This is a genomic window from Pseudomonas sp. NPDC099000, assembly GCF_044759925.1.
GTDB lineage: Bacteria > Pseudomonadota > Gammaproteobacteria > Pseudomonadales > Pseudomonadaceae > Aquipseudomonas.
This window is the reverse complement of sequence record NZ_JBIWAF010000001.1, coordinates 131,482-149,143: the sequence shown is the minus strand read 5'-3', so window position 1 is coordinate 149,143 and position 17,662 is coordinate 131,482. Positions and strand designations below refer to the sequence as shown.

Below are 17,662 nucleotides of genomic sequence, written 5' to 3'. Positions count from 1 at the left end.
TCTTCGACGAATATGACGCTGGTCGCCCGGACGTCATGTTAGAACCATAAGGGAAATCCGCCGCATACCAACAATGTGAGTGACTGGTTCTGGCCGGAAGGGGTGGTTAGTCGTTTGATAGCCATCGAAGGCAATACGGCCTGAGGAAGCTAGGGCGTAAAGCCCTAGCGGATAGCAGATGTCACTTTTTCTTTTTCGCCGGCTTTTCGGCCTTGTCTGATTTCTTAGCCTTTTCTGGCTTGCTATCAGCTTTTTTTGCAGATTTCTTTGGTTCGGCATCTTTTTTCTTGTCTTTCTTTTCGGAAGATTTCGAAAGAGCCGAAGCCGCAGCTGATTTCTTTGCCGGTGATGACTTTTTGTCTTTCAATTCCTTGCTGGTGTTCGAAGCATCACCTTTGCTTTTCTTCTCGTCTTTAGCCACGTTGACCACCTCTCGGAGTATGCCGGTATTGGCAGATTGCCTGTGCGATTCATCCACAAGCTGATCATTAGGCGAGCGCGTCCAAAGGCGGTTCAAATTTTTTGATGCGTTGAGATAGGCTTTGGATGAAGCACGGAGGTCTGGGGCTCACCGACAACTCTACTCGGGGGATTGATTTTCAGCATCGAAGCGGACTCTTGCCCTGCGAAAACCTTCGGCGTTTTCCAGGAGCCAGGTCCACAGCGGCACCATGCGCGCCAGAAAACTGCGCCCCAGCGGCGTCAGCTCATAATCGACCCGTGGCGGCACCTCGCCGTGGTCGAAACGCACAATCAACCCGTCACGTTCCAGTTGCCGCAGGCTACGGGTCAGCATGCGTTGGGTGACGCCTGGCAGGCGTCGGCCGATTTCGGCGTGACGCAATTTTCCCGCTACGCCCAACGTATGGGCAATTCCTAGCGACCAGCGATTGCCCGCGTGTGTCAGCACTTCGCGTTTGAGTCCGTCGTCCTCGGCACTGAGCGCATCGCACGCGGCCTGGGACTGGCGGATGACCTCTTCTTCACTCATTTCGTTATGCGGTATCACGCATGTGCCTTCTTTTTAACGTTAACCAAGGGTGCCAGGATAAAAACACTGATGACTGATGAATCCTTGGGAGTGACAGATGCCACCGCACAATCCTGCAAAAACCGACAACATCCTGGTTCTGGGTGCCGGCGAGCTCGGCATGGCCGTACTTCGCGAGCTGGCTGCACGTTCGGCCGCCAGCATCACGGTGATGCTGCGTCCCTCGACGCTCTACAGTGTGTCTGCAGATAAACACCAAACGCTCCTGGAACTGCAAGCTCTGGGCATCGAGGTACTGCCGGGCGATGCGGTCAATGACTCCGAGGATCAGCTCGCGGCGATGTTCAGCGGTTTCGATACCCTCGTCAGCTGCCTCGGCTTCGTCGCCGGTGCCGGGACGCAACTCAAACTGGCCCGCGCCGCGTTGCAGTCAGATGTGAAGCGTTACGTGCCATGGCAGTTCGGCGTGGACTACGACGTCATAGGCCGGGGTAGCCCGCAAGACCTGTTTGACGAGCAACTGGACGTGCGCCAATTGCTGCGCAACCAGTCTCGCGTGCAATGGCTGATCATTTCTACCGGGATGTTCACCAGCTTCCTGTTCGAACCCTCGTTTGGCGTGGTCGACCTGAGCCAGAACACCGTACGCGCCTTGGGCAGTTGGGACACCGCCGTGACAGTCACCACCCCGGAGGACATCGGGCGGCTGACAGCCTCGATCTTGTTCGAGCCAACGCTGGTCAACCAGGTGGTCTACACCGCTGGCGATACCCTCACCTATCGGCAACTGGCCGACACCGTAGACCGCTTGCTCGACAGAACGGTCGAGCGCGTCGAATGGACAGTACCTGCGCTGAAAGCGGATCTCGTCGCTGCTCCCAGCGATCCGGCCCGTAAATACCGGGCAGTTTTCGCGCAGGGCAAAGGCGTCGCGTGGGACAAGGCCCGCACCTACAACGCCGAACGGCAGATAGAAACCACCACCGTTGCCCAATGGATCGAACAGCATCTGCTCTGACAGGACAGCAGTTCGCAACACCCTGACGCCGCTTGCGGAGGGCCGACTCGTCGTCCTATTTGAACAATCCGCGAAGACCATCAATGACTTGGTGGATGGAAGGTCCCTGGATGGCGGGTGGCGTTGGGCTCTCGCCAAATTCGCGCCAGATGAACAGCGTCAGTTCTGCTCCGTCAGTCAGTGATTGAGCGTTTTCAGCTGTCGCGAAGGTCTCCAGGAGTCTGTATCTCGCATCCTTCCAGAACAGTTCTTCGACCCAGTGATACACCGGGATGAAATGGAAATGAATGGGATAGCCAGGAACATGGCCGAATCGACTGATGTAGATCCACTTCGGCTTTAGTTGCGATTCAATGGCTTTCTGAACGGCTGCGAGCAGGCCACCCAACTCGGCCAGGGCACCGCCCGGAAGGTCGGCAAGCGAGTTGGCGTGAGTCCGCGAACCCAGCATCAAATAACCCGGGAGCGCGGATGACATGTGATGATTGAGTAGCCAATGATCGGTTTCATGAATGATGAATCGGGGTGCAATGTCCATGTGCGTTGGCGTCCTTCGTCGATCGGTTACACAGAATATCAAGGCATCGTGGTTACGTCGGCTAGAGGGTGAAAGCAGACATGTGAGCCGAGATGAATTGGCCCCTTGAAAAACATTGCCCACAAAAAAGCCCACTGACCGTTACCGGTTCAGTGGGCTTTTTACTGCCTGACGCGTTTAAACAACGCCCTCACCTACTCCTGCGGATCGACCTGATCCAACACCCGATTCACCGACAACTCTGCCAGGGAAATCATCTGTTGGATGGCTAGTGCCATGTTGCATTGCGGGCCGGTGAGGCTGAACGCCAATTCGCTGGCCATTACGTTGGCCGAAGCGAGGGTTTCGCAGCTGTGGGCCAGGAGGGTTTCTTTGTCTACTTCGGGGGCGATGGTGAAGATTGAACTGGGACGGCGGTCGGCCAGTTTTGGTTTTGAGGCTGGTGGCGCAAGGTAGTGATCGAGCGCGCGGATAGCGGCGTCGTGGAGTTTTTTTGAGTTGAGGCAGGAGTATGGAGAAACCGGATCGGTTTCTGGGATGCTCGGTTCTTCAGGGGTATCTGTATCGTCATCAATCATGTCGGAACACTCTATGGATTTGAGTCCCTCCGGATTTGCTACCACACAAATAAGGAGGCGACTGTACACGGGGTGGTAGACCGGTCATAGAAACCCGGCAGGCCGAAGCCTCCCATGCACAGCCGCCACAAAGCAGCCAGCATAAAAAAACGCCCTGAGGCGTTCTGGGTCTATGAAGTATCCGGGCTACCACACCCGTTCGCTGAATTGGCAGCGACGGGGGAAGGTTAGCGAGGTGGGTTCCGAAGCGCAAGCCCGGCGAATACCGGACAAATGTGAAACACTTTTTTAGAGCCTTCAATTTTGGTTGGGGTGTCTACTACGGTAGGAAGGGAAGTAGACACCACGATAGCAAATGGGTAGTGTCAGTGATGGAGATCGCGCTTTTTATTAATCAAGTACTTATGGAGTGGCTAGTGGCAACGAAATTACACCTACGATTAGCGGGGCGCCACTCGAATAAAACCGCTAAAACGGCCTTTATTTCTCATTTAGCATGTCAGCTTTTATGATTCCAGCATGAACACACAAATTTGCCACGCACTAAATCATTCATCCGCCGCCTACAAAATACTCAACTAAACAAGTTTGAGGACAAAATTGAAAACTCTTACGATAAAGTCAGATCTATCATTATCCTTAATTGAGGAATACCTTTCCGACATAAAAAGCTCAGCCGAAATAAAGATACGGCTTCCTACAGACATAAAACACGGTGGCGGCATCGGAGTTGAAGCGTCTTTAATTCAGTTGATTGCTACTTGGTCTAGAAGACAAGACGAACCGATTTTTCACACCTACGTTGATAATAACGACCGTGAAAAGGGGTTTTCGAAGATCTGTGAATCATTTTTTGGCATTGCAGCACTTGCTTTATCAAGAAGAATTTTTTGTGTAGACGGAAAGACTCAAGTTAATAAGTCAGAAGCGCTAACCCCCGCAAAGCCGAGGATGGAAGCGCTTAAAAAACTTGATTTCCAACACGCATTTAAAGGTTTCAGAGTAAACTTACCATGTATTAAGAGTGGAGTTTTTTCAGGTCTAATCGAGCCTCTTTACAACAATGATGATGTAGCAAATCAAGCCAAATTTAAAGAAATAATCTCAAAATCCCTAGAAGTTGCCGCGCCTCAAAAAACAACTAATAGAACAATAAATGATGACATAAAATCCAGGATAGGCCTAGCCGCCAGACAACTATTCTTGAACACAGACCAACACGCGAGAAATGATGAGTTCGGCAATGAATATCTACGCGATTCACGGGGAATATTAATCAACGTGAGCAGTTACACCAGAGCTGAATCATCATCCATATCAGAACAAAATAAAACTTTAGAAAGTTATCTTGATGCCACATTTCAAAATATTAAAGATGAAGACAGGTTGCGTTTTTTAGAAATATCTATATTAGATAGCGGTCCTGGCTTTTCGGGTCGCTGGCTCAGCAAAAACTCGCGATCCATTGATTTTAAAGATGAATCGGAGGCAATATTATGCTGCTTCAAAAAACATTCCTCTACGAAAAACAGCGCCTCCTCTGGAAACGGTTTGGATATAGTACTAAACGTACTTCATGAGCTGAATGGCTGGTTTAGATTGCGTACAGGAAGAGCTATTGTAGAAAAAGCTTTCTCGTCAAAAACTTCCTCTTACGAAATCACCACACAAGATATAAAGCAGGCTGACGCCTACGCCTGCGGCTCTGTTTTTACCTTTGTAATCCCTTTACATAAGGATAATTGAGTAATGTTTAGTTTTGAACTCAATTTCATTAAGCAAGGTGAGCCAACTAAAGCCCTCGTGATATTCTCAGATTCAGAAACCTTAGACGAATCTGAGTATGTGGAATTTTTTGAGAATGCTTTCAAAAAACATTTACGACCAGACCAAGTAATTTATATTTTCCCAGGTTACATATGCGAAAGAGTCGAAAACCTATTCAAAGACGGTAGCCTCGCCTTAAATAGCGCTAACCGCTTTGGAGGAAATGTTACTTTCTCCCTAATGCATTACAATTACAAAGGGGTTTTTGAGTGCCTAAACAACACGCTTTGGAACGAAGAAGAACTTCTTGAATTTAGAGCCAAGGTATGTAAAGAAGGGCTCCTAATTTTATCTAAAAAGAATGGCGTTATAGAGTTAGCACCACCAGGGACCACTTTCAAAAAGCCATCCGAGCGAGAAGACAAAGAATTCCTATCTGCATCAAGACTATGCTCTGGATCCTGCGAAGAGAGCTTCGTTTCCTTTTCTATGCTACCGATGTTACCAGATGACATCTCAGGAATAAGACTCGCACTCTTAGACACTCAATCAATCTCATATATCATCAACAACATCTCCCTGACGCTAACAAAATTCGGTCTACCCGTAAATTTTTCGCATAAAAGTTTCAGCTCTTACTCTGGAATAGAAAAAAACAAACCGGACAACCTAAACACTACAATAGTTGTAATATCTGCATCCACCACGAACAGCCTTATGCGTGAACTTGAACAAACTTGGGGTATTAGCAAAGATAAAATAACAGTTATCTTATCTTACACGAATGACGAGCGAGTTCTCTCAGACGTTTCAACACTTTCCAGCAGAAAAAACAAAAACGACAGCTCAGACCGACATGTAAAACGCATCGGGGAGCATTTTACTGCAGAGATCCTCGCCCCAAAAGCTGTTGTAATAAAGAAAATCCATGGAAAAAAAATATCACAAACTCCTTTCAAAGAGCTGCACAACCTGAATTCTTTTCGCTGCCACAAAACAAAACCTAACCAAACGGTACGAAGAGAATTTAATATAGAACTGGACTTAGGCCCTAAGCTTACACTCGAAAAAATTAAAACTTGGCTTTCAAGTCTTGCAAAAAACCACATACCGGCAAGTACCAAATGGATCATTATAGACAAGCAAGATCAAGTTAGTGAAGCGCTAGCAAGTGAAATTATAAAAAAAATCGGAAGAAACAAAACATCAATAAAAGTTGTCGACTTTAGAGAAGTTATAAATATTGACTTCGGAAATTCCAAAGACGCTCTTGTGGCCTTCGCCCCCGTAATAGGAAGCGGAAATGTATTCATGGCTCTCAATCGAGACTTGCGAATTGCAAAGCACGACGGGATGAGAATATTTTCCACCCTGGTCCATTTATACAAAGGGAAAATCAAAAAGATCAATTTAAAAAATCGCTTATATATGGCCCAAACTTCAGTCAATATAAATTTTTCGCGCGACATGAAATCAATACTCCAGCACGCTATGATAACTCCACATGGGATCTAGAAAGCAAATTCATTGCTAGTTTTCAAGAAGAGCATCACTTTTGGGAAGAACGATATAAAATCCTTAGTCGTGGAGCAGTCGGACTCAATGGCTTTATTGGCATAAGCGGAATCGGCCCATCCAAGAAATTAGCTTTTTCTAGGCATTTCGCTTTTTGGGATTTCGATTACAAAGAAGACACTGTTTCGCCAGAAGCAGTATATTTTATGGTCGCGTCAATATTGCAGTGGGCTAGGGATAGTAAGGACCTCGACATGGCCGACTCACTAGATGGAGATATTTATCAACAATCAGTATTGGACCCTGAAGTATTTGTTCGATATAACGATCCGTTGCTGCAGTCCTGCATATGGCGTGCTGCAAGCCCTTCAGAGCTTGACTACTCTTCAGACGAAATACTGAGCGGCCAGTTTGTAGATATACTTTTTCGACTACTTGAACACCACAACAACGAAAAGGGAGAGGCTTCCATTGACTTGCTCATCGGGATATCTATTGAAAAAATAAAAGTCAGCAGAAAATCCATAAGAAGGATAAACAAAAAGGTGCGGGAGCTAGCTAGCACAAATGGACATTTAGCTCCACTCTCAACAAAATTCGAGATATTAAGCGAGTAATACTCGGAGATAATATCTCCGTATTCAACGACTTGCTCGACAGGCCATAGTCAACTTATACTTGCATCATTTTCTGTTCGCTAAAATGATCTCGTTAATAGAAGTTGTGATGACACCACAAGCATAAAAAAAGCCCACTGACCGTCTCCGATCAGTGGGCTTTTTCTGATTACGCTTCTACTTACAAAGCCATATCACTAGCAGCATTAGCCTTCGGCGCCTTCGCCTTGCCAGCATCAGCCGGAGCAGCAGCCGGAGCCACTACCTGACCAATCGCCGGCGGCGGAGTCAGTTGCAGCACCTTGGCGGTGTAAGCCCACTCCTGCGCAACCTTCTCAGGACTGCCATTCAGCTGAGTGCCATAGCTCGGCACGATCTGATGCAGTTTCTCCTGCCAAGCCGGCGAAGCCACCTTGTCCTTGAACACTTTCTGCAGCACGGTCAGCATGATCGGCGCAGCAGTCGATGCGCCCGGCGATGCGCCCAGCAGACCGGCAATCGAGCCGTCCGCGGAAGCAACGATTTCAGTACCCAACTTCAGCACGCCACCCGCCGCTTCATCACGCTTGATGATTTGCACGCGTTGGCCGGCTTGCCACAGGCGCCAGTCTTCGGCTTTGGCGTTCGGGAAGTATTCTTTCAGGGCGTTGAGGCGGTCTTCGTCAGACAGCATCAGCTGGCCGGCGAGGTACTCGACCAGCGGGTATTCCTTGATGCCGACTTTGGTCATTGGCCACACGTTGTGCGTGGTGGTGGTGGTCAGCAGGTCCAGGTACGAGCCTTCTTTGAGGAACTTGGTGCTGAAGGTCGCGAATGGGCCAAACAGGATGACGCGCTTGCCGTCCAGGACACGGGTGTCCAGGTGCGGAACCGACATTGGCGGTGCGCCAACGGAGGCTTTGCCGTAGGCCTTGGCCAGGTGTTGCTCGGCGATGGTCGGGTTCTCGGTCACGAGGAACGAGCCGCCTACCGGGAAGCCTGCGTATTCCTTGGCTTCAGGAATGCCGGACTTCTGCAGCAGGTGCAGTGCACCGCCGCCCGCGCCGATGAAGACGAACTTGGCGTCGGTTTCGGACTTGGTGCCGTCTTTCAGGTTTTTGTAGCTGACGCGCCAGGTGCCGTCGTCGTTCTTGGTGATGTCTTGCACTTCGCTAGACAGTTTCAAGTCGAACTTCGGTGTGGTTTGCAGGTGCGCGACGAACTGGCGGGTGATCTCGCCGAAGTTGACGTCGGTACCGATCGGGCTCCAGGTGGCCGCGATTTTCTGGTTCGGGTCGCGCCCTTCCATCATCAGCGGAACCCACTTCTTGATCACAGCCGGGTCTTCGGAGTACTGCATGCCCGCGAACAGCGGGCTCGCTTGCAGGGCTTCGTAGCGCTTCTTCAGGAACTTGATGTTGTCATCGCCCCACACAAAGCTCATGTGCGGCGTGGAGTTGATGAACGAACGCGGGTTTTTCAGCACGCCTTGCTGAACCTGCCAGGCCCAGAACTGACGGGAGATCTGGAAGGCTTCGTTGATTTCAACGGCTTTCGGGATCTGTACGTTGCCCTTGTCGTCTTCCGGGGTGTAGTTCAACTCGGCCAGGGCGGAGTGGCCGGTACCGGCGTTGTTCCAGCCATTGGAGCTTTCCTGGGCGACGCCGTCGAGGCGCTCGATCATTTCCATCGAAGTGCCAGGCTCCAGCTCGTTGAGCCAGACACCCAGGGTCGCGCTCATGATGCCGCCGCCGATCAGCAGTACATCGACTTTCTTTGCCTCTTCCGCGTGAACGGACGTGATCCCCATCGACAAAGCCAGCCCCAGCAGGGCCGTGTTCATTTTCTTAAACATCTGTAGCACCTATGATAAAACGCCATCCGCCCTTCCATCTCCACTTACGGGGCTCCTGATTCACGGCATTCAGGCAGGATGTCGTGGGTGCTCGTACATGAAGATTGGAGGGTGGGCACACAAGGCCGACGTGTCTCCATCGACCTCAGTTTATATGTCCCTACTGAACTGACTTTTTATCATTATTGGCTTCAGCTACTTGAGCGACATTGATCCTGTTGGCACGTCTCCTGGACGGGCAAACTGAATAGGTCAAACCAAGTTGGCGCGCAGAATATCATGGCTCGGCGACTGTGCGCTCCCGAAAGGACTTATGAGTCTAGTCCAGACGGGGCTCGTTCGCGGCGTCCTGACCCAAACGATTCAGCACAAACACCTTGGCGTTGTGGGTCATTTGGTCCAGATGCCGGTCGCGTTGCTTTTCGGCATCGACCATTGCGCGCTTTCCGTGTTTTTGCAGCAAGTAGGTATGTATCTGCCGGACCTCTAGAGAACTGTAGATAAATGTGACATCCAACAGCCCCATCAAGCCTTCGCTGCTGTGGTCGCGGGTGTTCATCAGCACTTGCGTGCCGCGCACGCCCAGTACCTGGAAACCCATCGACTCGAACCACGGCACCTTGGCCACGGCGCAGGTCAGTTCGGCGTGGGGGTAGCGGTTGATCATGTCTTGCAACATGGACCGCGCGACGCCGCGGCGACGATGACCCGCATCGACGGCCATGTAGGCGACGCCGCAGGCTTCGGGATCATCCTTGACCGGCAGGTACAGCAGAAAGCCGATGACCTTTTCAGGGTCTTCATCGTCGGTGGCGACGATCAACTCGACCGCAATGCCCTTGGTCCCGCCGAGTGCTTCCAGGTACAGATGCACTTCGTAGCCGACCGCGTACTGATACACGTTGTACAGCGGGTTGCTCGGCGCGATGCCGACCATGCTGATGTCGGTCAGGTTGTCGACGACCATCTGCAGGATCTGGCTGTTGATGTGCTCCGGGCATGGGGCGTTGAAGTGGGTGAGTTGCGGCATTGAAATTCTGACTCCGGGATCGCTTTACTGGGTATCGGCGGGGCTATTGTCACAGATTGATCGCCACGCCGCTTCTGCCAGCAATTCCCTGTAGGCCTTCGGGCTGGCGACCACCCTCCCCGACAACCATGCCCGGCAGTAACTGTCTGCCTGGCCGATGATCAGCGACGGCAGCAATTCGGCAGGAAACACTCGCAGCACATCACGTCGGCCGGGCTCTGCCAGCCATTGGCCGAGTTTCTGGTTACGGGTTTTGTTGCGGGTGGCCAGTTCTTCCTTGAACGGGCCTTTGGTGACGGCAAATCGCGCGTGGTACTGGAAACGTGCCCACTCGGGCTGGCTGTCGACCCAATCGACGTAGCTGTGCACCAGCGCGTGCACGCCCTCTTCCGTCGTCTGTGCCTCGGCGAGGTAGTTGTCGCGCAGCAGTGCCTGGTCGTCCAGCGCGGTGAAAAACAGCGCGGCGACCAGGCCTTCCTTGTTGCCGAAGTGATGGTAAATCGCGCCGACGCTGGTATCGCATTCGGCGCGGATCATTTCGATGGTCGTGGCTTCGAGCCCTTGTTCGTTGAACAGGGCCAGGGCTTTTCTGAAGATGTCGCGCTTGAGTTCGGCTCTTCTGCCGGGGTAGCTGCGCTCGAGTATATCTGCGGTTTCCATGCGGGATACAGGCCAGAAAAATCCATGACAAGGCAGACGGCTGCCGATGAGAAAGCTGCGCTAGGTTGACAGATTTCCTCGCGACAGAATACTGTTCCGTCACAGAACAATATTCCGTTACGGAACATAATTCTGTAAAACCACTCCTCAGCGAGGCTTCAAAATGAGTCAGTTTCTCAGCATGTTTAAAAGCGCCGGCCCAGAAGCGTTCAGCAAGATGGCCTGCCAGGTGGCGCCTTACTTCAGCACCATCAATCCGCTGATTTCCGAGTTGCGCCCCGGTCATGCCACGGTGCAGGTGCCGTTCAGCAAGGCGATCACCAACCACTTGGGCTCGGTTCATGCGATTGCGTTGTGCAACGCCGCCGAGCTGGCTGCCGGGACGATGACCGACGTGTCCATTCCCGCCGGTGCGCGCTGGATTCCAAAGGGGATGACGGTTGAGTATTTGGCCAAGGCCAAGAGCGATGTGACGGCGGTCGCCGATGGTGAAGCGGTAGATTGGCAGACTGAAGGCGACAAGATCGTGCCGGTGGATATTCATGACGCCGAAGGCAAGAAGGTGTTCACGGCGCGGATCACCATGAACGTGAAGCTCGCTTAAACGCCCGCCTGCCTGTAGCAGCCTGCGTCCGGCTGCTACACAATTGCGCAACCCGCCGTCGTTCTTTCAACGGGCGCCAGGCAACCGCCGATAATCCCGCCGCGACTAAAGTTGTGCCCCCGACCGCCGACTCCTTCCTGTGAGCCCATCCCACGAAGGACCGTAAAATGTACTATCCCCGCGAAGCCGAAAAAGATCACCTGTTCAACCGGGTGATCCTGCTCACCGTGGCCTGCTGCGTGGTGCTGATCCTCGCCGGCATGGCCCGGCACGAGGGCATTGCCTACGCCGCCATCCGCTTGAGCCCCGTGGAGACAACCGGCACGGTGACGCAGTTGGACAGCATCCTCATGAACAGCGACGGCAAAGTGATCCATTACCGCTACACCGATCACAACGGCCAGGCGCACGACGATCAATACGTTGACGAGCGCTACGCACAGAAAACCGCGTACGAAACCGGTGGCAGCATTGACCTGCTTTACTCGCGCTGGTTACCGGGACAGAACAGCATTGCCCGCGAATTGAACGGCAATCGTCCGGGGTTTTACATCATGATGGGTGGGATGTTGCTGGCGTTGATGTTCCTGGGGATTTCGGCCAGGACGTTGGGACGAATTTATGCGATGAAGGAAGAAGACCGGTTTTATTGAGTCATGCTGTTCACTTAAGACCATCTTCAGTCGAGCAAGAATTTGTGGCGAGGGGGTTTGGCGAAACGTCGCACCGCCCCGGTCTGTCTGAATGGACACTGGGGCCGCTTCGCAGCCCAGCAGGAGCAAGCTCCCTCGCCACAGGTTGTTCAGCGCTCGTTGTATCGCGTGAATGCTTTCAAGCAGGGCCGAAAACCTTTCTGCGCCCCTACTCCGAAACAGCCACCTGATTACGCCCGCGCGCCTTGGCTCGATACAGCGCTTTATCCGCGTTATTCAGCAAACTTTGAAAATCGTTGTCGCCGATATCCATGGCTGCCACACCGAGACTCGCCGATATACGGTGAACCGGCCCGGTCATCAATCCACCCATAGACTGGATCAGTTGCTCGGCGATGTTAAGGGCGACTTCAATGGACGTGTCCGGAAGCAAGATCGCGAACTCTTCGCCCCCGAGCCTGCCGAAGACATCGGTATCGCGGAAGGACCGGTTGATGATCACGCCCATTTGCCGCAACACCTGATCCCCGACCTGATGACCGTAGGTGTCATTGATGTGCTTGAAGTGATCCATATCCAGCATCACCGCGCACAGCGGTAACCGGTTGTGTTTGCAGTCATGGAACAATTGCTGGGCATGCTCGAAAAAAGCGCGGCGGTTTTTCAGGCCGGTGAGTTCATCGGTTTGTGCGGCGTAAGTGGCAATGCGATGGGCGCGTTCCATTTCGCGGGTTAACTGGAAGGCGGTTTCCAAGGCTTCGGACAGTTTGCGTGTCGCGCTGGCCACGAATGAGGCGAACACAATCACAGCCAGCGCCATGCCGACCTGGATCGCTGACGATTGAAACAGCAGCCAGACAGTACACGGCAACAACACAAGGCCAATGGACGCTAACGTCATGTACCGATAAGCCGAATAACACGACACCGCACTGACCGACATGCCGACGGCAAAGAGCATGACCAACGCCTGGGCCAACAGGTCGTTTGCCGACATGACCGCAAAAGCGCCCGCCCCCCAGATACCGGCGGACAACACCAGCGTGAACCCGTATTTCTTCTCCCAGCGTTGCGGGGTGCGCTCATTTTCCGGGCAGCGAAACCAGGCCACGAACATCAGGATGCGCAGCAACGACGACGCGGTCAGCAGTCCTATCCAGGTAAAAATGACGGAGTGATCAAATCGCTCCCAGCACAGCCCGCACAGCATGATCGCCGCCAGAAAACTGCCGAAAATCGCAGGAAATGACTGGTGGAAAAGCTGATGCAATCGATCACTGCGCACCTGCGCTGCGATGAAAGTATCCTGGTCGTGCCGAAATCCTGGGCCACCCATTTGATCCGCCTGATCATGATGCTGCGACAAAAAAAGCGATTGTGGCACCCTGCCACTCAGGCAAACAAACAATTACGACTCGTGGGTACCCTCACATTCACGGTAATGCGCCCTTAAAGCTTCAGTGACAATCGCCAGAAAAGTAATAGCACAAAGTGAGCCACCCCCACGCCCTGTAGTCATCAAGCCAAATGACATTGCGCCGCCAACGTGCAACGCGTTCGTACTGCTACGCTTTTGAAGCCTCCAATGAAATCAGGCAATTAATCACCCATACGGATCCACTTGACTGTTGAGGTTGCGCAATGTGAGAGCCCAATTTATCAGCGCCGTCATTACCCTGACCATGATCGGAGTGACGACGTATGGATTTATGGAATGGAAAGCTGGCGAGAGTGCACGCCAGGAGGCGGTGTGCAAGACAGCGCAACAGCACAAGGAAGCGGTGGAAGTTCGAGCGCGTGCGATGGCTGCCGGGCTGTCTGTCGATGCTTACGCCGAGGCCGAGAAGGCGGAAGTCGGCAAATTGGTCAGCTCCCTGGATACCGCGAAGAATGATGCCGAGGTTGAAGCCGTCATAGACGCCCACGCTGCCGAGTTGCAGGCGCAGGACGCCGCAACCGACGCGGAGCTGAAAAACCAGGGGAGCCAGCAGTTCCTCGAACAGAAGTTCAAGGAACAGCGGATAACCACGGATATCAAGCAGGAAATCGAACGCGCCGAGAAGGCGGTGGCGGATGCCTGTAGTTAGTGCAGGCGGCAGTTTGTTTCCTGTCTATCGCGTTTAAGCGGGTGAAAGTCTCACCCGCTGCCCCTTGAAGATCACCACTAAACGGGCACCTTACCCTCGCTACACCGTTCAGAAACGCATTGCCCGATACCCTGCGTTCCCTCGGCACCCGACTGTTCAAGTGCCATCTCCTCCACCGGTTTGCCCAGGACGTGATGAGTGCGCAACAGAAAATGCGACAAAGCCGGGATCAGTATCAGGGCGCCCAACATGTTCCACAAAAACATGAAGGTCAGCAGAATGCCCATGTCCGCCTGGAACTTGATCGGCGACCAGACCCAGCACACCACGCCAGCGGCCAGGGTAATCCCCACCAGGCCCACCACCCGGCCGGTAAATGACACGGCGTTGCGATAAGCCTGCATCAACGGCAACCCCTGACGCTGGTATTGCAGTTGGACACTGAGTAAATACAGCGCGTAGTCCACGCCGATACCGACACCCAGCGCGATCACCGGCAGCGTTGCCACCTTGACGCCGATGCCCATGACCACCATCAAGGCCTCGCAGAGGATCGAGGTCAGCACCAGTGGCAGCAAGGCCACCAGGGTGGCGCGCCAACTGCGGAAGGTGATCAGGCAGAACAGCGTCACCGCCGCATACACGTAGAGCAGCATGGTGCGGTTCGCCTCGCGCACCACAATGTTGGTGGCCGCCTCGATACCGGCAGTGCCGGCCGCCAGCAGAAACTGGCGATCCTCGGTGCTGTTTTCCTTGGCGAATTTATCGGCGATAGCGACCACGGCGTCCAGCGTCTCGGCCTTGTGGTCCTTGAGGAAGGCGATCACCGGCATCAGCGAACAATCGGTATTGAACAATTCCGGGGAATTGACCGAGGCTTGTTGCGCGGCGTAGTTCAGCACGTTCTGGTTGCGCTGGATGCTGTTGAGCTTGGGATTGCCCTCATAGGACCCCGCCGTAATCTGCCGCACCGCATTGACCAGCGACGCCGTGGCCTGCACCCCGGAATACTGCTGAAGCTCCCAGGCCAGGCGGTCGGCGAGGACCAGCGTCTGGTAATTCAGGCAGCCTTCGGCCGGGGTCTTGATCATCACGGCGAAGAGGTCGCTGGACAGCGCGTAATGTTGAGTGATGAAGGCGTTGTCGCGGTTGTAGCGCGAATCCGCACGCAACTCCGGGGCACCGCTGTCGAGGTCGCCGATTTTCAGGTGCAGGCTGACCACAAAGCCACCGATCCCGAGCAAGGCAGCGAAGAGGACGGCGCCAGTGGCCCACTTCGGTGTGGTGAAGCGGTCCAGACTGTCCCACAGTTTGCCAAAGCCTTTGTGAGCACTCGCCCGTGTATCGATTGCCAGCGCACGCTCGGCCGCCTTGGCACCGACGCCGACAAAAGACAGCGCCACCGGCATGAGCAGCAACGACGTGAAGATCAGCACCGCCACGCCGATACTGGCGGTGATGGCCAAATCCTGGATGACCGGAATGTCGATCAGCATCAGCACGGCAAAGCCCACCGCATCGGCCAGCAATGCGGTGACGCCCGCGATGAACAGACGGCGGAAGGTGTAGCGCGCCGCCACCTGTTTATGGGTGCCACGGGCGATGTCCTGCATGATGCCGTTCATCTTTTGCGCCGCGTGGGACACGCCGATGGCAAAGATCAGGAACGGCACCAGCACCGAGTAAGGATCGATGGCATAACCCAGCCAGGCCACGATTCCCAGCTGCCAGACCACCGCGATCAGCGAACAGCCGACCACCAGCAAGGTGCTGCGCACACAGCGGGTGTAGAGATAGATGATGACCAGCGAAGTGACCACGGCCAGACCGAAGAACATCATCACCTGTATCAAACCATCGATCAGATCGCCGATCAGCTTGGCGAAACCGATCACCCTGACCTTGTAGTGGCCCTTGCCCTCCTCCCCGGCCTTGCGCGCCGCGCTATCGCCGGCAAATTCGAGCTTGTCGCGTAATTGTTCTTCGAGCATCCGCGAAAACTGGTGGTAGTTGATGCTCTGGCCGGTGGCCGAGGCTTTGTCCAGCAGCGGCACGATCAGCATGCTCGACTTGAAATCACTGGCGACCAGGCTGCCGACGATGCCGGCACGGGTGATGTTCTGTCGCAGCTGTTCGATGTCCGAGGGCGAGCCCTGATAGCTGTCGGGCATCACCGGGCCGCCTTGAAAGCCTTCTTCGGTGACTTCAGTCCAGCGCACGGCCGGCGTCCACAGCGACTTCATCCACGCGCGATCAACGCCCTCGGCGAGGAACAGTTCGTCGTTGACCTGCTTGAGGACGTTGAGGTATTCGGGGTCGAAGATGTCGCCCTGGGTGTTTTCCACCACCACCCGCACCGAGTTGCCCAGGCCGCGCAGCGACTGGCGGTTCTCGAGGAAATTCTGAATGTAGGGTTGGCTTTGCGGGATCATTTTTTCGAAGCTGGGGCGCAACTCCAGGCGGGTCGCCGCCATGTAGCCCAGCACCAGCGTGGCCAGGGTCATGAGCACGATGAACAGCGGGCGGTAGTTGAACACCAGCCGTTCCAGCAGATTGCCGGAGCGCCGATCAAAGTCATGCAGATCGCGGATCACGGGCATGTTGTCTTGCTTGGTAATGGCCATGTCTGAGTACTCGCTCTTGGATTCTGGCTCTTATTCTTTGGAAAGCGCACGGACACCACGGCTGCCCACCACGATCAGCGAACCATCGCTGGCGAGGGCGGCACCGGCCACGGGTGACGGGTTTGGTTGTGGCATCAATTGCAACCGGGCGTTGTCGGCATGATCGGCCAGCATGTGCCCCGCCTGGGTGAACAGCCGATAGTGACCCTGGGCATCTATGGCTGCCGCGGTGACGCTGACCTGCAGACCCGTGTCGAACGCCGTCCAGTCCAGACCGCCATCGGTGCTGCGCAACACATTGCCGCGCAGGCCGTAGACGATCACTTCGCCAGGCTTGCCGACGACACCGAAAAAGCTGCCCTGGTACGGGGTGCTCAGAGCGACGAAGCGCTGCTGCGTGCCGTCCCATTTCAGTACCAGGCCTTGCTCGCCGACGATGTACAGCGCATCGCCGGTGGACGCGATGGCGTTCAAGTGAAAATTCTGCGGGTTATCGGTGCGGTCCTGAAAAGGCGTCCAGCTCTGGCCACCGTCGTCGGTGCGCAGGATCAGGTTGAACACCCCGACCACGTAGCCGACCTTGTCATCGGCGAACCAGACGTCGAGCAAGGGTTTGTCGGCGCCCTCCTCGACCAGCCGTTGACCTTCAGCGACCAGCAGCGGCCATTGTTCGTTGGACGGCTCGGCATTTGCCAGCGCCGCATAATGCTTGATCAGCATGGCACCGATCTGACGACCGTCCAGTTGCTTTTTCCAGGTCACGCCCGCGTCACTGCTGTGCAAAATCAGGCCATCGTTACCGACCGCCCAGCCTTGCTGAGGACCAGGAAAGTACACGGCGTTCAGGTCGCTGCTGACCGGCACATTGGCCTGCTGCCATTGCTGGCCGGCATCATCGGAATAAAGAATGTGCCCGCGCTGCCCGACCGCCACCAGACGCTGCCCGGCATTTGCGACGTCCAGCAACGGACTGCGCACCGCCAGGGCACTGGGCTTGGCGGGCAGGTCCAGCACATCGACGTAGCCGGAGGCCTGTGCAAGCGTCTGCCACACCACCAACATCAGCGGCGCAAGCGTTTTGAATAAACACATGGTGCGTCCTCTTGCCAAAGCAGAAGCCGGCGCTCTACCGCAACCGGCCCAGAC

The 17,662-nt window shown here is 54.4% G+C and carries 18 protein-coding genes; 8 read left to right on the top strand and 10 right to left on the bottom strand.

Features of this window, described 5'->3' with window-relative positions; translation table 11 throughout:
* Positions 1-181 precede the first annotated feature (181 nt).
* Together ACIQV9_RS00730 and ACIQV9_RS00725 are read right to left on the bottom strand one after the other, a co-directional pair.
* Complete coding sequence (locus ACIQV9_RS00730; protein WP_403097628.1) at positions 182-430, bottom strand: hypothetical protein; 249 nt, start codon at positions 428-430, stop codon at positions 182-184.
* A gap of 150 nt (positions 431-580) precedes the next feature.
* Complete coding sequence (locus tag ACIQV9_RS00725; protein WP_403097625.1) at positions 581-991, bottom strand: winged helix-turn-helix transcriptional regulator; 411 nt, start codon at positions 989-991, stop codon at positions 581-583.
* Between the two features lie 97 nt (positions 992-1,088).
* On the opposite strand from ACIQV9_RS00725, the gene ACIQV9_RS00720 reads away from it, so the two are divergent.
* Positions 1,089-2,009 carry an aromatic alcohol reductase gene (locus tag ACIQV9_RS00720; RefSeq protein WP_403096871.1) on the top strand — a complete coding sequence of 307 codons (921 nt, stop codon included), beginning with the start codon at positions 1,089-1,091 and terminating at the stop codon, positions 2,007-2,009.
* 55 nt (positions 2,010-2,064) lie between these two features.
* On the opposite strand, the gene ACIQV9_RS00715 is transcribed toward ACIQV9_RS00720, so the two are convergent.
* Complete coding sequence (locus tag ACIQV9_RS00715; protein ID WP_403096868.1) at positions 2,065-2,547, bottom strand: HIT family protein; 483 nt, start codon at positions 2,545-2,547, stop codon at positions 2,065-2,067.
* Positions 2,548-2,741: 194 nt separating this feature from the next.
* On the bottom strand, positions 2,742-3,125 hold the full coding sequence (locus ACIQV9_RS00710; RefSeq protein WP_403096865.1) for a DUF6124 family protein: 384 nt from the start codon (positions 3,123-3,125) through the stop codon (positions 2,742-2,744).
* Between the two features lie 600 nt (positions 3,126-3,725).
* Here ACIQV9_RS00710 and ACIQV9_RS00705 point away from each other — a divergent pair.
* From ACIQV9_RS00705 to ACIQV9_RS00695, 3 genes are all read left to right on the top strand, one after another.
* A complete protein-coding gene (locus ACIQV9_RS00705) occupies positions 3,726-4,871 on the top strand; it encodes a hypothetical protein (protein WP_403096862.1) in 1,146 nt (381 codons plus the stop codon).
* 3 nt (positions 4,872-4,874) lie between these two features.
* Positions 4,875-6,407, top strand: a complete 1,533-nt coding sequence (locus ACIQV9_RS00700) for a hypothetical protein (protein ID WP_403096859.1) — start codon at positions 4,875-4,877, stop codon at positions 6,405-6,407.
* Positions 6,408-6,661: 254 nt separating this feature from the next.
* Positions 6,662-7,024, top strand: a complete 363-nt coding sequence (locus ACIQV9_RS00695; RefSeq protein ID WP_403096856.1) for a hypothetical protein — start codon at positions 6,662-6,664, stop codon at positions 7,022-7,024.
* Between the two features lie 181 nt (positions 7,025-7,205).
* On the opposite strand, the gene mqo is transcribed toward ACIQV9_RS00695, so the two are convergent.
* From mqo to ACIQV9_RS00680, 3 genes are all read right to left on the bottom strand, one after another.
* Complete coding sequence (mqo, locus tag ACIQV9_RS00690; protein ID WP_403096849.1) at positions 7,206-8,858, bottom strand: malate dehydrogenase (quinone); 1,653 nt, start codon at positions 8,856-8,858, stop codon at positions 7,206-7,208.
* Between the two features lie 319 nt (positions 8,859-9,177).
* Positions 9,178-9,888, bottom strand: a complete 711-nt coding sequence (locus ACIQV9_RS00685; protein ID WP_403096846.1) for a GNAT family N-acetyltransferase — start codon at positions 9,886-9,888, stop codon at positions 9,178-9,180.
* Positions 9,889-9,912: 24 nt separating this feature from the next.
* Complete coding sequence (locus ACIQV9_RS00680; RefSeq protein ID WP_403096841.1) at positions 9,913-10,548, bottom strand: TetR/AcrR family transcriptional regulator; 636 nt, start codon at positions 10,546-10,548, stop codon at positions 9,913-9,915.
* 163 nt (positions 10,549-10,711) lie between these two features.
* Here ACIQV9_RS00680 and ACIQV9_RS00675 point away from each other — a divergent pair, with 163 nt between their 5' ends.
* Together ACIQV9_RS00675 and ACIQV9_RS00670 are read left to right on the top strand one after the other, a co-directional pair.
* On the top strand, positions 10,712-11,152 hold the full coding sequence (locus tag ACIQV9_RS00675) for a hotdog fold domain-containing protein (RefSeq protein WP_403096836.1): 441 nt from the start codon (positions 10,712-10,714) through the stop codon (positions 11,150-11,152).
* Between the two features lie 167 nt (positions 11,153-11,319).
* Positions 11,320-11,805, top strand: a complete 486-nt coding sequence (locus ACIQV9_RS00670; protein ID WP_403096833.1) for a hypothetical protein — start codon at positions 11,320-11,322, stop codon at positions 11,803-11,805.
* A gap of 208 nt (positions 11,806-12,013) precedes the next feature.
* On the opposite strand, the gene ACIQV9_RS00665 is transcribed toward ACIQV9_RS00670, so the two are convergent.
* The gene (locus ACIQV9_RS00665) at positions 12,014-13,141 is read right to left on the bottom strand and encodes a diguanylate cyclase (protein ID WP_403096830.1); all 1,128 of its coding nucleotides are present in this window, start codon (positions 13,139-13,141) and stop codon (positions 12,014-12,016) included.
* On the opposite strand from ACIQV9_RS00665, the gene ACIQV9_RS00660 reads away from it, so the two are divergent.
* Positions 13,058-13,258 (top strand): hypothetical protein, encoded by a 201-nt coding sequence (locus ACIQV9_RS00660; RefSeq protein ID WP_403097649.1) that lies wholly within the window; start codon positions 13,058-13,060, stop codon positions 13,256-13,258. The two genes, ACIQV9_RS00665 and ACIQV9_RS00660, sit on opposite strands and share 84 nt — an antisense overlap.
* Positions 13,259-13,448: 190 nt before the next feature.
* Positions 13,449-13,892: a hypothetical protein gene (locus ACIQV9_RS00655; RefSeq protein WP_403096827.1), complete on the top strand. Its 444-nt coding sequence runs from the start codon at positions 13,449-13,451 to the stop codon at positions 13,890-13,892.
* 77 nt (positions 13,893-13,969) lie between these two features.
* Here the strand turns inward: ACIQV9_RS00655 and ACIQV9_RS00650 are convergent, their stop codons facing one another.
* Positions 13,970-16,516, bottom strand: a complete 2,547-nt coding sequence (locus ACIQV9_RS00650) for an RND family transporter (protein WP_403096825.1) — start codon at positions 16,514-16,516, stop codon at positions 13,970-13,972.
* 30 nt (positions 16,517-16,546) lie between these two features.
* On the bottom strand, positions 16,547-17,608 hold the full coding sequence (locus tag ACIQV9_RS00645; protein ID WP_403096823.1) for a WD40/YVTN/BNR-like repeat-containing protein: 1,062 nt from the start codon (positions 17,606-17,608) through the stop codon (positions 16,547-16,549).
* Positions 17,609-17,662 lie beyond the last annotated feature (54 nt).